This is a genomic window from Shimia sp. NS0008-38b (assembly GCF_040370365.1).
In the GTDB taxonomy this organism is placed as follows: domain Bacteria; phylum Pseudomonadota; class Alphaproteobacteria; order Rhodobacterales; family Rhodobacteraceae; genus Shimia.
The window spans coordinates 304,862-318,732 of sequence record NZ_BAABWQ010000003.1; the positions used below are offsets into that span (position 1 = coordinate 304,862).

Genomic DNA, 13,871 nt, shown 5'->3' on the forward strand with positions numbered 1-13,871 from the left:
GTGATGTCCGATCTTCGTGACATGTTCTTTGAGGAATGCGACGACCTTCTTGAGGTTTTGTCGACCGGTCTGGATGATCTCCAGAACGAAAACTCGGATGCGGAAACCATCAATTCGATGTTCCGTTCCGTGCATTCCATCAAAGGTGGCGCCGGGGCTTTTGGCCTTGACCGTCTAATCAAATTTGCCCACGCGTTTGAAAACGTTCTGGATGACCTGCGTTCCGATAAACTGGCCGTGGATCCGACGATCACCGCATTGATGTTTTCAGGTTTCGATCACCTGAACGATCTTGTGGATGCAGCGCGTGACGACAATGACCTTCCTGAAACCGATGGCGCTGCCGTTTTGGCGGAGTTGAAACAAACAACTCAGGCAGCCAATGGCACAACTGGTGCGGAAGATGAAGACGCCAACGAAGTCTCCGAAGATGACTTCGTTGCCTTGTCAGTCAACATAGGCCTCGACTTAGGTGGAGACGACTCAGGTCTCCCCGATTTGCCAGGTTTGCCTCCTTTGGGGGAAACTTCAGATGGCAATAGCCAATTTGTGGTAAAATTCGAAGCTGACTCCGCTCTTTATGCGCGCGGGCATGATCCTGCCCTGCTTTTCCGAGCCATTGGTGAAATGGGCGACCTTACCATCGAGGCCGATTGCAGCGCTGTTGCACCACTTGAGAGCCTTCAGGACGCACCAGCCTCTATTTCTTGGACGCTGACCTTGCGCCCAGATGATGGCATTGACGAAGGTACCATTCGTGAGATTTTTGAGTTTGTTGAGGGTCAATGTACGCTGGAAATCTCTGAAATGATGGCCGAAGAAGAGGCCTCTGAACTGGTCGTGGCTCCCGCACCAGCTGCGAAAGCACCGGAACCTGTTGCCAAACCCATAGCCCAAAAGAGTCCTGCTAAAGCTCCAAAGGCCGAAAAGGTTGAGAAGGCCAACAAACAGGAGGCCAAGGGCGGAGACGGCGGAAAAAAGTCCTCTGAACCGCGCAACAGCACCATCCGTGTGGATCTCAATCGTGTTGATCGTCTGATCAACCTGGTGGGAGAGCTGGTCATAAGCGAAGCCATGTTGCGACAGTCGATGAACGAACTCCCGGTGTCTGCCAACAGCGCAGTCAGCGAGGCCATTGGTCAATTGAAAACGCTGTCAGGCGTGCTTCAAGAGAGCGTGATGGCGATTCGTGCACAACCTGTTCGTGGGCTGTTCCAGCGAATGAGCCGAATTGTGCGAGAGTCCTCTCGTCAAGCTGGCAAGACCTCTCGCCTTGTAATGGTCGGAGAAGCCACAGAAGTCGACAAGACCGTAACAGAGCGCTTGGTGGAACCACTGACGCACATGATCCGGAACTCTGTCGACCATGGCCTGGAGAAAGCAGAAGATCGCTTGGCCGCTGGCAAACCGGAAATGGGCACAATCAAATTGGAAGCTGCGCACCGCTCTGGTCGAGTTGTTATCTCTTTGTCTGATGATGGTGCCGGTGTGAACCGCGTCAAAGTCCGCCAAAAAGCCGAAGAAAAAGGCCTGGTGCGTCCAGAAGATGACCTCACCGACAGCGATATCGACAACCTCTTGTTCCGACCAGGTTTTTCAACTGCTGACGAGATATCTCAGCTGTCGGGACGCGGAGTGGGCATGGACGTCGTACGCTCTGAAATCCAAGCGCTTGGCGGTCGTATCAATTTGCAGTCCGAACCCAACAAAGGCACAACGATTACTATTTCGTTGCCGCTCACACTTGCGGTCATGGAAGGCATGTTGATCGAAGTGGCCGGTGAATCTTTGGTGGTCCCCACTGTGGCTCTGCGAGAAACACTACAACCAGGCCAGGCAAACATTCACGACTTCTGTGATGGTGATCGAGGTCTGTCAGTCAACGACTCTATGCTCCCTATTGTGGATCTTGGCGAAGCATTGGGTTTCCGGTCTCCACTTAAGAACTTCAACAATCAATCATTGCTTTTGATTGAAGGGGAATCCGGGCGCAGGTCGGCTTTGGCGGTCGACGGCATCGTTGAGCAGCGAGAAGTCGTGATCAAAGGTCTGGAACAAAACTACCAAACCATTCCCGGCATCGCGGCAGCGACCATCCTCGGAAACGGCAAAATCGCCCTCATCGTGGATACGGATCAAATGATCCCGTCGCCAGGTAACGGCAATCCAGGACTACGCAAGGGGTCCGAACTCACAGAGGTGAACTCTTATGTCTGAACAAGCAACCCTTGAAAAGACCGACAACCGCATGGAAATCGTGTCATTTACAATTGGCGAACAGGCGTTCTGTCTGGACATTGGCCATGTCTTGGAAATCCGTGGCTGGACCAACACGACAACGCTGCCACATGCGCCAGACTATGTCGTGGGCATGATGAACCTACGCGGTGCTGTACTTCCAGTGATCGATCTCTCCATGCGCCTTGGCCTTGGAAAGACAATCCCTGAATCGCGTCATGTCATTATCATTGCTCATATCGATGAAAAGAGCGTCGGTTTCCTTGTGGACGCGGTCTCCAACATCATCACCGTTAACCTAGAGGAAATGAAGCCGACACCTGAAGTTTCGTCGACCAAAACAACGGCCTTTATCCGGGGTGTCTATACTCTGGAAGAAACCATCGTTCGGGCGATCGACGTTCATCAGATTATGCCCCAGGAAACTCTGACAGCAGCATGACACAGATGGCGCAAAAAAACCTTGAAGAAGGCACAATAAGCGACGCGGACTTTGCCCGTATTGCAGAGTTGGTGCGGGAGATGATGGGAATCGATCTTCAACCGCACAAGCGGACGATGGTTGCGTCTCGGCTTTCCAAGCGCTTGCGCGCCACTGGCTACGACGCTGTGGGTGACTACATCGACTTCATGTTGTCGCCTCAAGGCAATGATGAACAGACGCGTTTTGTAAGTGCCTATACGACCAATATGACGCGCTTCAACCGTGAAGGGCATCATTTCGAGCATTTGGCAAATGAGGTCCTGCCAAACTTGATGGCAAAGGCCCGTAGCGGCAAGCGTGTTCGAATTTGGTCTGCAGGCTGTTCAAGCGGCGAAGAGCCCTATGGATTGGCGTTCAGTGTTCTGGATGCTTGCCCAGAGGCGGGCGACCTCGACGTAAAAATCTTGGCGACCGACATCGACACGGAGATTTTGGCCAATGCCAAGCGTGGCGTCTATCCTGCGTCCTCTTCGTCGGGCTTACCAAACGGTCAAGGCGACAAGTACTTTGTCGCTCACGAGGGTGCAAAAGACCGCCTCTCTGTATGCGACAAGGCGCGCAACTTGATCAGCTTTCGCCGGCTGAATTTGCACGGTGATTGGCCGTTCAAAGGTAAGTTTGACATCATCATGTGTCGCAATGTTGCGATCTATTTTGATGGACCAACTCAAAGCCGTCTTTGGGGCCGATTTGGCGAACAACTTTGCCAAGATGGGCTTCTTTTCCTGGGTCATTCCGAAGGGATTGGACCTGAACATGCCGAACTGTTCACGATGGTTGGGCGAGGCGTTTTTTCAACGGACACCTCTCGCGTTGGCAGCTCTAGCACCAATGCAACTTTGCACATGGGGAATACACAATGAGCTTGAAAGAAAAGCTACATATCTTGGTTGTGGATGACATGTCCACAAGCCGCGGTCTGATCACTCAGGCGCTCGATGAAATGGGTGTCGTGAATTATCGTACGGAAAACGACGGTGCAAACGCCTGGCGTAGCCTTGCAGCGAAGCCCGTGCATTTGGTCCTATCGGATTTCAACATGCCGGGCATGGATGGGCTGCAACTGCTTGAAGGCATGCGGTCCAACAAGGCCACCGCTCGTACTGGATTCATTTTGATCACAGGGCGCGCCGACCCAGACACCATCAACAAAGGTGTCAAACTGGGTATGAACAACTTCATCAAGAAGCCGTTTCAAACCGCCCAACTGAAAGCTTGCATCGAGAAGGTCGTGGGACCCCTTTAATTGGGCACCACAAGGGAGACGATCAAATGACCACTCGCACGACTGCAGATGTTCTGTCGACAATATCAGAGGATGTCGCCGATCTTGCGTCCATTGCACACGCTTTGGACAGCTTGACCAGCGAACTCGATTTGTCGGGAGCAGACCAAAGCAAGATCAGAGATCTGCAACGCGTGGATGCTTTGTTTCAGCACCTTGATGACATCGCCGTTTTGCTTTCGAACATGTCGGCGATGATAGAGTCAGGGCCGGATCTGAATGTGCAAGATCTAAAGAACTGTGTCCGCCTCGACTACCTCAAGTCACGCCTCAGCGATGACAAAAAGCCAACAGCCATGTCGCCTGATGCAGGCACCGTTAACCTTTTCTGAGTCACACTCACTCAGTTACCAAAAATTGGAATGTCAAAATGAATGCCATGACCAAGATCTCTAGCACCGGATCGGACGCCACAGCAAATGAAGTGCGGTTCCCCGCTGAGCAAATTCTGACCTCGGCGACGGATCAGCGTGGCGTTATTAGTTTTGCTAGCCAAGCGTTTGCAGATGTTGCCGGGTATAGCTGCGAAGAATTGACCGGTGCGCCTCATAAAATGGTGCGACACTCCGACATGCCTAAAGGTGTGTTCTATTTACTGTGGGACACGCTGAAGGCGGGCAAACCAATGTGTGCCTACGTAAAGAACCGAACCAAATCAGGTGGTTACTATTGGGTCTTAGCGAGCATAACTCAGACTGAATCTGGTTATTTGTCTGCGCGAATTCGACCTGGATCAGAGCTGTTTGAGACCACAAAGACCATTTATGCAGAGCTCCTAAAGGAAGAGGCCGCAGGCCTCACTCCCGAGCAAAGCGCGTCACGCTTTGCGGATCTTTTGAAAGACGCGGGCTTTCCCACTGTCGAAAGCTATGGCATGGCCGCGATAAACGTAGAGTTCAAAGACCGTGGGATTATGGTCCCAGAGCTTGCCCCGTCATTCACCTTGATGGACGATCTGGCCGTATTGATCCAAGAAATGCAAGAGTTGGTAAATAGCATTGAACAAGGCTTCGCTCGTGTTCGAGGCGAACCCGTCAACCTACGAATTCTGGCAGGCCGCCTGGAGGGCGCAGGCGCAGCACTAGGTACAATCTCGCAGAACTACGATGCCATGGCAAAGGAAATGCATGGCCTAGTCGGCCGGTTGCATGACGCCGAAAACGGTGCGTTGACTCAAATGTATTTGGCTGTGACGCAGGGCAGAGCCTCTCTACAAATGTCGCAGTTGCTAAGCGAAGCTCTAGCCTCCGTTGTTGAAGTCAGCGGGTCACAGGCGGACGGCAAAGCGTTGCTGAACGAGCATCATACGCGTCTTAGCCAAGAAAGCCGTACGCGTCTCAACGAAATTGGGTCAATTGGTAAATCCATTCCCGATATCTGCCGCAGTTTGCGGCGCCGAATCAACGGCTTGGATGTTGTGAAACTGCTTTGCAAAGTCGAAAGCGGGCGTATGCGCGATGTGGATAGCGGCTTGGACGGCATCATCGCACGTCTGGAAAACTTTCACGATAATACTGATCGCCATTTGGCTGATCTTTCCGCTAAGGCCTCCCAGATTATGCAAAAGGGAGCATCAATTTAGCATGCGCGCCAAACGAGTTCGAGAAATCGCGACCCAATCCCGATAGCCCAAAATACATAGTGTCAAAGATGCAAATTAAGTCTTGGAAAACAAATGCCAACGCCTCTCGGTTGGAAAAGCATCAAAGATTCTGCCTGATCAAGTCCGGGAAGAATTTCAAGTGACCGAGCGCCCACAAGAATGTCGCCACGAAGCAGCATCCGCTCAAAAGCCAACTCGAAGTAACGGAACCCGCCATGAGTATCAGTGAAGCAGAAGCCATCAAAGGCTACACAGTTCAGCCTCTCTTGCAAGGAGACGTCCAAGTCTCAAGCGATGGTCAAGTGGTGATGACCACCATCCTTGGATCTTGTGTGGCGGCATGTATGTGGGACGAAACATCCGGTGTCGGTGGTATGAACCATTTTCTACTGCCCGGAAACGAGGGGGCGTCCGCGGGTGCGATGAGCCACGGTGTGCATGCAATGGAACTCCTCGTAAACGGATTGATCCAAGCGGGTGCGAACCGCAACCGACTGCGCGTTAAGCTCTTAGGTGGCGCAAAGATGTTCAACAGTCGTATCGATATCGGGACGAAAAACGCTGAATTCGCAACTTGGTTTGTAAAAAACGAAGGTTTTGAACTAGTCGATTGTTGCCTGGGCGGGCAGCGAGGACGAAACCTCCGGTTTTGGCCGGTCGGTGGAAGGATCCAGCGCCGCTTCATGAAAGACACGCGGCTGTTGGAAGACGAAGTCACCAAGAAACCGACACCACGCAAACCGAAAGTCGACGACAGTATCGGAGATGTTCAACTCTTTTGATGGACGAACATCGGTTGAGCTCCCAACGCAAGGCAGACGCAACCCACCCGCGCATGAACCCAGGCCCCTTTGTGTGGGGCCTGAAACGCGTAATGTAGTTGGCGTAAACTGCTTGAACCTTCTCGTGCAAATTTCTCGGTTTTAGGTGAAACAATTCAGCGAAGCAAAAATTGCACTTAGTCCCTGAAGACATGGATGTTTCGGTTATTCAGGCCACGAGAGAGATCATTCAGAAAGCCCGATGATCGGAAGCATTTCCAAGCCGACAAAGTATCGTAAAACTCGCCCAGACCCAGCAAGCATACGCAAAATATAAAGAATTTAAAAAATCACATCAAAATGTGAAATGGTGCGGTCGAGAAGACTCGAACTTCCACTCCGGTTAAAGAACAGCGACCTCAACGCTGCGCGTCTACCAATTCCGCCACGACCGCACTTGCCCTGATGGGTGAGGGGCTGATACAGGGGCTCAGAGAGGATGTGAAGTCAAAAAATGCGTCGAGCCCGCTTTTTTTTGAGGAAATATTTCATCTTACAAAAAATGGTGAAGTCCGATTTTTGCACACAAGATTTCTCTAACGTTGTAGATTTATCCTTGCCACTCTATTTGTAAAACAAATCTAGATGTGTGAGCAAATACATGGTCGAATGGATCCACAGCGACACTTTGGTCGACTATGAAACAGCTTTGCAGTTCATGGAAAACCGTGTCGAAAAAATCTCGCAAGGACGCGCAGAAGAGTGTGTTTGGCTGCTAGAGCATCCACCGCTATACACCGCAGGCACTTCCGCCAAAATAGAAGACCTCACAGCCCCCGAACGGTTTCCCGTATATGACGCTAAACGAGGCGGGCAATACACTTATCACGGACCAGGCCAACGTGTGGTTTATGTGATGCTCGACCTGAACAAGCGCGGCAGGGACATCCGTAAATTTGTAGAGCAGCTCGAAGTTTGGGTTATCGACACACTTGCAGAATTCAATGTGCATGGTGAAATCAAGACTGGTCGTGTCGGCGTCTGGATCGAACGCGACGACAAACCGCGGCGCCCCGACGGCAAAAAGGCCGAAGACAAAATCGCGGCCATTGGAATTCGCCTGAAACGCTGGGTGAGCTTTCACGGCATATCCATCAATGTGGAACCCGACCTAGAACACTTTAGCGGTATTGTTCCCTGCGGAATAACCGAACATGGCGTCACATCATTGGTCGATCTTGGTTTGCCAGTTTGCTTGGAGGACGTTGATGTCGCTCTAAAACAGTGTTTCGATAAAGTCTTTGGACCCAGTGCTTGAATCCCAACCGTTTGCCGCAGAATTTCCCCAATGTGGGCCCATTCACCACCTACAACTACACAATAGTTCTGTTGAGGCATTGATGCCGCAATAAAAAATTAACCAAGGGAGCCCTATTCTTGTGGTTAATCGGCACGTTTGGACAGTTGCCTTTCGATAGTCTTCTCAAAGGATCGTCCAAAACTGCCTCTGCCGAAGGAAGAAGGCCCAATGTCCATTAAAAGACTTGCATCACTTGTCATTCTTTCGGCCTTGCTTTCACAGGCGCCGTTACACGCCTTTGCGGAAAACATACCGCAGGTGACGGATCAAGGGACCAATGCCCCCTCTCAGCCTTCTCTATTGATTGGATTGCACGATTTCGTTGAACGCATTACCTTTCAAAACAAAAGCACAAACGACTTTCACCTAGACGACACGAACGACGCTTCGCCTGCGAACACCAAACGCCAAAGCCTTCGTGATTTGATCCGCTTGGAAGTCGAACAAGCCACCATTTATGGGCTCTTTGACGAGAGCTTACACTCTGACGCCAATAGCGTGGCACGCGCCTCTGGTCCGACGTCAGTTGTCGGGTTTGGCGTGGAGCGCTCTCTGGAACGTGGTCTGGCCGTCAATTTTGAATTGTTCCAGAACACTTCCGGAAATGCTCAAAATGGTGATTTCTTAGAAAATACCAAGGCTGCTTTGCGTCTGCGTTTCAAATTCTAAATCCACCTAGACCCTCCATCTTCGGGAACACTGTTGACCCGCGCCCGATCGTCGCGGTTCGGGATCCAGCGGGTAATCGTGTTCGAATTGGTTTGCACATCCAGACACTTTGGCTGAGACTTCGCGAAGGAAACGCATCTAGCAATACCCACAATAGAGGTAACCCCATGAAGTTTTTAGTAGCCACGGTGGCATTTTTGGTCGCTTCCACAGCGTTCGCAGAGGGTGACGCAGAAGCCGGTGAAAAAGGGTTCAAAAAATGCAAGGCATGCCATTCAATCGTCAATCCCGAAGGTGATGTCTTGTACAAAGGTGGACGAACAGGGCCTAATCTTTACGGTGTGGTAGGCCGTGTTATTGGCTCTGAAGATTTCAAATATGGTGCGGGTCTTCTAGAGGCGAAAGATGCAGAGGCCGTATGGACAGAGGAGGCATTGGCCTCTTATGTCATCGACCCCAAAGCTTGGCTTGGCGACAATGGCTACGCTAAAAAATCCAAAATGTCTTTCAAGTTGAAAAAGGGCGGCGAGGATGTTGTCGCTTATCTCGTCTCAGTAGCACCTGCTACTGTGATTGAAGACGCCGCAGAAGAAGAGAAAACAGACTAAGTTTAAAAACTTCTCTTTGATGTAAAAAGCCCCACATCGACATACTGATGCGGGGCTTTTTATGTGTCGATTAGCACCTAGCGCTTAGTCAAGTTCTACCAAAAGATCTTTGGCGTCGATTTGGCCGCCGGGCGTCACGTGAACTGCCTTTACGACTGCATCGCGATCCGCGTGGATCCCTGTTTCCATTTTCATGGCTTCGATGGTCAGGAGCAAGTCTCCCTCTTTAACCTCCGCACCGGCGATGGCGGCCACAGAAGCGACCACGCCCGGCATCGGCGCGCCGATGTGGTTGTTGTTGCCAACTTCAGCCTTGGGACGAGATGCCGTAGCCGACTTCACCAGACGGTTTGGCACGCGGATAACACGTGGCTGACCGTTGAGTTCGAAGAAAACTTTGACCTCTCCGTTCTCGTCCGTTTCACCAAGTGCCTGAAGACGGATTTCCAGCGTTTTGCCTGGATCGATCTCAGCAGTGATCTCTTCACCCGGCTCCATGCCATAAAAAAAGGTGCGCGTTGGAAGGGCGCGGACAGGACCGTACTGCCGGTGCCTGCCCATATAGTCCAGGAACACTTTCGGGTACATTAGATAGCCATTGAGATCTTCGTCATCGACAGTGAAGCCTTCCAACTCAGCAGACAACTCCGCCCGCGCGGCCTCAAGATCAATGGGCTTCAGGTGTTTCCCTGGACGTTCCGTATTAGGTTTTTCTCCTTTGAGAACCTTGTCAATGATCGCAGAAGGAAATCCGCCATGCGGTTGGCCGAGACTGCCGCGCATCATATCGACCACTGAGTCCGGGAATGCCAATTCTTTTTCCGGGTCTTCAACGTCTTGGCGGCTTAGTCCTTGGCTGACCATCATCAAAGCCATGTCACCAACAACTTTGGATGAAGGCGTTACCTTGACGATATCACCAAACATCTGGTTCACATCGGCATAGGTCTGAGCGACCTCATGCCAGCGCTCTTCAAGACCGAGGCTGCGTGCTTGGGCCTTTAGATTTGTGAACTGGCCGCCTGGCATTTCGTGCAAATATACTTCAGATGCAGGGGCAGCCAAGCCACTTTCAAAGGCTGTGTATTGTGCACGAACACCTTCCCAATAATCACTAATCTCGCGCACGGCCTTGATGTCCAGACCGGTATCGCGATCTGTATTTCGGGTCGCTTCTACAATAGATCCCAAACACGGTTGAGATGTGCCTCCGGAGAATGCATCCATTGCCGCATCAACGGCATCAACCCCCGCATCAGCAGCAGCCAAAATAGTCGCTCCAGCGATGCCAGAGGTATCGTGTGTGTGGAAGTGTATCGGAAGGCCTACTTCTTCTTTCAAAGCTTTGACGAGCACACGCGCCGAGGCCGGTTTCAACAAACCTGCCATATCTTTCAGGCCCAGTACATGTGCCCCTGCCGCTTCGAGTTCTTTCGCCATCTCAACATAGTAATTGATATCGTACTTAGAACGGTTGGGGTCCAGAAGATCACCTGTATAGCAGATCGTGCCTTCGCAAACCTTGCCGCTCTCGACAACCGCATCCATGGCGACGCGCATATTTTCTACCCAGTTCAGACTATCAAACACGCGGAATACATCGATCCCTGTGGCAGCGGCTTGCTTTACAAAGGCCTGTACAACATTGTCTGGGTAGTTTGTGTAGCCCACGCCGTTGGATGCTCGCAGAAGCATCTGCGTCATTACGCTAGGCATCGCGGCACGCAAGTCGCGCAAACGCTGCCAAGGGCATTCTTGCAAGAAACGATAAGCCACGTCGAAGGTCGCGCCCCCCCAACACTCAACAGAGAAGAGCTTCGGCAGGTTCGCAGCGTAGCTTGGCGCGACTTTTATCATGTCGATTGAACGCATGCGGGTGGCCAACAGAGATTGATGACCGTCACGCATTGTGGTGTCAGTTAACAAAAGCTTTTTCTGGGCCTTCATCCAGTCCGCCACCGCCTGAGCACCCTGCTCTTCCAGCAAATTGCGTGTGCCGGGCAATATCTCACCATGTTTGGCAGGCGGAATAGGCTCTTTGAGGTCCGCAGCAGGCAAAGGCCGATCCGTGGTTTCAGGGTGACCGTTCACCGATATGTCGGCGATATAGGTCAACACTTTGGTGCCCCGGTCCCGACGCTTGGCGAATTGAAATAGCCCCGGGGTCTCATCAATAAACTTCGTTGTGTATTGATTGTTCAAAAACGTCGGATGCTTCAGCAGGTTCTCAACAAAGGCAATGTTCGTTGACACACCGCGCACACGGAACTCACGCAAAGCACGGTCCATACGCGCGATGGCTTTCTCTGGGGTTGGCGCCCAGGCAGTGACTTTGGTGAGCAGAGAGTCATAGTAGCGGGTGATGACCCCGCCCGCATAGGCCGTACCGCCGTCCAAACGAATGCCCATTCCGGTCGCTGACCTATAGGCCGTGATCCTTCCATAGTCCGGAATAAAGTTATTTTGCGGATCTTCTGTGGTGACTCTAGTTTGTAGTGCGTGACCATTCAGGCGAATGTCATATTGGCTGGATTTCCCTGTGGCCTCTGACAGCGATTTGCCTTCAGAAATCAAGATTTGTGCCTGAACGATGTCTATGCCTGTAACCTCTTCGGTCACAGTGTGTTCTACCTGAACCCTAGGATTCACTTCGATGAAGTAAAACTTGCCGGTTTCCATATCCATTAGGAATTCAACGGTACCAGCACATTCATAGTTCACATGAGCGCAAATCTTGCGACCCAATTCACAGATTTCTTCCCGCTGAGCTTCAGATAGGTAAGGTGCGGGCGCACGTTCTACCACTTTCTGGTTGCGACGCTGAACAGAGCAGTCACGTTCATACAGGTGATAGATATTGCCCTTGGTGTCGCCTAGTATCTGCACTTCAACATGGCGGGCGCGGGTGATCATCTTTTCGAGATACCCTTCGCCATTGCCAAAAGCAGCTTCTGCTTCGCGGCGGCCCTCTAGAACCTTCTCTTCCAGTTCGTCTTCGCCAAAGATTGGACGCATGCCGCGTCCGCCGCCACCCCAAGATGCCTTTAACATCAGCGGGTAGCCGACTTCTGTAGCTTCAGCTTTGATGGCATCCATATCGTCACCAAGCACTTCCGTAGCTGGGATCACTGGAACACCCGCCTGCACAGCAACTCTACGGGCTGATGCCTTATCACCAAGCGCCCGCATCGTCGCGGCCTTAGGACCAATAAACGTAATCCCGTTTGCAGCACAGGCGTCTACGAAATCCGGATTCTCAGATAGCAAACCATACCCAGGGTGAATCGCATCTGCGCCGCACTCTTTGGCGACACGAATGATTTCATCAATGCTCAGATATGCGGCAACAGGGCCCAAGCCTTCACCGATGCGATAGGCCTCGTCAGCTTTGAAGCGATGGAGGCCAAGTTTGTCTTCCTCTGCGAAAACGGCCACGGTTTTCTTGCCCATCTCGTTGGCAGCGCGCATCACACGGATCGCGATTTCGCCACGGTTGGCAATGAGTATTTTTGAAAATTCGGGCATGGGCAGGCTCCCCCTTGCTGGTGTCTGTCCGAGTGTGTGTCTAGGCCTTAAGGTAGGCGGCCCTTGCCGCGCAATACCAAGGACTGCGTAAACATGTAAGATTTGTGAAAGGATTTGTTCTCTAATTACTCAGAGATTGCAGCAGATTTTTCTGCAGGTGCGACATAAGCACACGATTCAGAGAAGATTGTCCGCAACATCAACCAATGTTCTCGCGCCCATTTGACCCATGTTGGCCTCAATGTCTTTCGCAAGAATATCTATGAGATGTGCTGGACCATGAGCGCCCAAAGCCGCAAGGGCATAGTGGAACCCTCTGCCCAAGAACACAAAATCCGCCCCCAAGGCTTTTGCACGCAAAACATCTAGGCCCGTCTCAAAGCCGCTATCGATAATTATCGGCAAGTCACATGCTGCGCGCACCTGTGGAAGTATCTCAATTGTTGCAGGTGCAGCATCAAATTGGCGCCCCGCATGATTTGAAACCCAAATCGCGTCGACACCAACAGACTCAAGTTTCGCCGCAGCATCCTCTCGCATGACGCCTTTCACGACAAAGTTTCCCTGCCAGTTGTCCCGCAACCATGTAACGTAGTTCCAATCTGGAGAGGTTCGTAGCAGATAGCCAGCATGTGCTGTGGAACTTAGCGCGCTCGGCTCTCCTGCATATTCGTCAATCAACCTCATTCGCGGCATTCCAGCCTGTGCCATCCCGATAGCCCAAGTCGGACATGTCGCAATTTGCGCAAGCAGTCTTGGCGTCAATTTGGGCGGGGTTTGAAGACCTGATCTCACCTGCCGTTCTCGACGGCTTGCGACCGGCACGTCAACAGTGAGTACAAGCGTCGAAAACCCTGACGCCTTAGCGCGTCTTAAGAGGTCCGCGCGGATGTCTTCATCTCTTGGCGGATACATCTGAAACCACGCATGCTCACCAATATCTGGCGCCAAATCTTCTGGCGTCTGGGTGGCAACAGTCGAAAGGCAATATGGAATGCCTGCCGTCGCGGCGGCTTGTGCCAGCAGCTTTTCTGCATGCGGCCACACCAATCCTGACATACCAACAGGCGCGACGCCTATTGGAAGCGGAAATTTGTGTCCCAACATCTCTGTCGACAGATCCGTTTGGATTTCGCCGTGAAGAATGGATGGGGCAAAGCGGATGTCATCCAGACAATCGCGGTTGCGCGCTTTTGTGCGTTCGTCCCCAGTTGCGCTGTCCAAGTACTCCCAAATAAACTTTGGAACCCTACGCTTGGCGTGAGAACGAAGGTCGCTGACGGCGGGATATTTGGCGTGTAGATCCATACAGCGACCGTCCAATGTACATCTTTAAAA

Annotated in this window: 12 protein-coding genes and 1 tRNA gene; 10 read left to right on the top strand and 3 right to left on the bottom strand. The window is 51.9% G+C overall.

Going from position 1 to position 13,871, the window contains the following annotated elements; translation table 11 throughout:
• Positions 1-3 precede the first annotated feature (3 nt).
• The 7 genes from ABWV47_RS13505 (at position 4) to ABWV47_RS13535 (ending at position 6,392) form a co-directional block, all read left to right on the top strand.
• Positions 4-2,217, top strand: coding sequence for a chemotaxis protein CheA (locus ABWV47_RS13505; RefSeq protein WP_353312658.1), 2,214 nt, complete (start codon positions 4-6; stop codon positions 2,215-2,217).
• Complete coding sequence (locus ABWV47_RS13510) at positions 2,210-2,680, top strand: chemotaxis protein CheW (RefSeq protein WP_353312660.1); 471 nt, start codon at positions 2,210-2,212, stop codon at positions 2,678-2,680. Before ABWV47_RS13505 ends, ABWV47_RS13510 begins: the two co-directional genes overlap by 8 nt.
• Positions 2,681-2,685: 5 nt before the next feature.
• Entirely contained in the window at positions 2,686-3,585 is a 900-nt protein-coding gene (locus ABWV47_RS13515) for a CheR family methyltransferase (RefSeq protein ID WP_353312662.1), read from the top strand.
• Positions 3,582-3,968, top strand: coding sequence for a response regulator (locus ABWV47_RS13520; protein ID WP_353312664.1), 387 nt, complete (start codon positions 3,582-3,584; stop codon positions 3,966-3,968). Before ABWV47_RS13515 ends, ABWV47_RS13520 begins: the two co-directional genes overlap by 4 nt.
• 26 nt (positions 3,969-3,994) lie before the next feature.
• Positions 3,995-4,339 carry a DUF8776 family protein gene (locus tag ABWV47_RS13525; protein ID WP_353312666.1) on the top strand — a complete coding sequence of 115 codons (345 nt, stop codon included), beginning with the start codon at positions 3,995-3,997 and terminating at the stop codon, positions 4,337-4,339.
• Between the two features lie 47 nt (positions 4,340-4,386).
• Entirely contained in the window at positions 4,387-5,589 is a 1,203-nt protein-coding gene (locus tag ABWV47_RS13530) for a PAS domain-containing protein (protein ID WP_353312668.1), read from the top strand.
• A 236-nt stretch (positions 5,590-5,825) separates the two neighbouring features.
• Positions 5,826-6,392 carry a chemotaxis protein CheD gene (locus ABWV47_RS13535; RefSeq protein ID WP_353312670.1) on the top strand — a complete coding sequence of 189 codons (567 nt, stop codon included), beginning with the start codon at positions 5,826-5,828 and terminating at the stop codon, positions 6,390-6,392.
• Between the two features lie 347 nt (positions 6,393-6,739).
• On the opposite strand, the gene ABWV47_RS13540 is transcribed toward ABWV47_RS13535, so the two are convergent.
• A tRNA-Leu gene (locus ABWV47_RS13540) sits at positions 6,740-6,826 on the bottom strand.
• 206 nt (positions 6,827-7,032) lie between these two features.
• On the opposite strand from ABWV47_RS13540, the gene lipB reads away from it, so the two are divergent.
• The 3 genes from lipB to ABWV47_RS13555 all read left to right on the top strand — a co-directional run bounded on the left by lipB (position 7,033) and on the right by ABWV47_RS13555 (position 9,008).
• Positions 7,033-7,689 carry a lipoyl(octanoyl) transferase LipB gene (gene lipB, locus ABWV47_RS13545; protein ID WP_353312672.1) on the top strand — a complete coding sequence of 219 codons (657 nt, stop codon included), beginning with the start codon at positions 7,033-7,035 and terminating at the stop codon, positions 7,687-7,689.
• Positions 7,690-7,899: 210 nt separating this feature from the next.
• Entirely contained in the window at positions 7,900-8,400 is a 501-nt protein-coding gene (locus ABWV47_RS13550) for a hypothetical protein (protein WP_353312674.1), read from the top strand.
• A 167-nt stretch (positions 8,401-8,567) separates the two neighbouring features.
• Positions 8,568-9,008, top strand: coding sequence for a c-type cytochrome (locus ABWV47_RS13555; RefSeq protein WP_353312676.1), 441 nt, complete (start codon positions 8,568-8,570; stop codon positions 9,006-9,008).
• 84 nt (positions 9,009-9,092) lie between these two features.
• On the opposite strand, the gene ABWV47_RS13560 is transcribed toward ABWV47_RS13555, so the two are convergent.
• Both ABWV47_RS13560 and ABWV47_RS13565 read right to left on the bottom strand, forming a co-directional pair.
• A complete protein-coding gene (locus ABWV47_RS13560) occupies positions 9,093-12,533 on the bottom strand; it encodes a pyruvate carboxylase (protein WP_353312677.1) in 3,441 nt (1,146 codons plus the stop codon).
• A gap of 177 nt (positions 12,534-12,710) precedes the next feature.
• Positions 12,711-13,841 carry an alpha-hydroxy acid oxidase gene (locus ABWV47_RS13565; RefSeq protein ID WP_353312679.1) on the bottom strand — a complete coding sequence of 377 codons (1,131 nt, stop codon included), beginning with the start codon at positions 13,839-13,841 and terminating at the stop codon, positions 12,711-12,713.
• Positions 13,842-13,871: the final 30 nt, after the last annotated feature.

Coding starts and splice junctions, on each gene's coding strand:
- ABWV47_RS13505 (WP_353312658.1), top strand. CDS start 4: ATGTCCGATCTTCGTGACATGTTCTTTGAGGAATGCGACGACCTTCTT.
- ABWV47_RS13510 (WP_353312660.1), top strand. CDS start 2,210: ATGTCTGAACAAGCAACCCTTGAAAAGACCGACAACCGCATGGAAATC.
- ABWV47_RS13515 (WP_353312662.1), top strand. CDS start 2,686: ATGGCGCAAAAAAACCTTGAAGAAGGCACAATAAGCGACGCGGACTTT.
- ABWV47_RS13520 (WP_353312664.1), top strand. CDS start 3,582: ATGAGCTTGAAAGAAAAGCTACATATCTTGGTTGTGGATGACATGTCC.
- ABWV47_RS13525 (WP_353312666.1), top strand. CDS start 3,995: ATGACCACTCGCACGACTGCAGATGTTCTGTCGACAATATCAGAGGAT.
- ABWV47_RS13530 (WP_353312668.1), top strand. CDS start 4,387: ATGACCAAGATCTCTAGCACCGGATCGGACGCCACAGCAAATGAAGTG.
- ABWV47_RS13535 (WP_353312670.1), top strand. CDS start 5,826: ATGAGTATCAGTGAAGCAGAAGCCATCAAAGGCTACACAGTTCAGCCT.
- lipB (WP_353312672.1), top strand. CDS start 7,033: ATGGTCGAATGGATCCACAGCGACACTTTGGTCGACTATGAAACAGCT.
- ABWV47_RS13550 (WP_353312674.1), top strand. CDS start 7,900: ATGTCCATTAAAAGACTTGCATCACTTGTCATTCTTTCGGCCTTGCTT.
- ABWV47_RS13555 (WP_353312676.1), top strand. CDS start 8,568: ATGAAGTTTTTAGTAGCCACGGTGGCATTTTTGGTCGCTTCCACAGCG.
- ABWV47_RS13560 (WP_353312677.1), bottom strand. CDS start 12,533: ATGCCCGAATTTTCAAAAATACTCATTGCCAACCGTGGCGAAATCGCG.
- ABWV47_RS13565 (WP_353312679.1), bottom strand. CDS start 13,841: ATGGATCTACACGCCAAATATCCCGCCGTCAGCGACCTTCGTTCTCAC.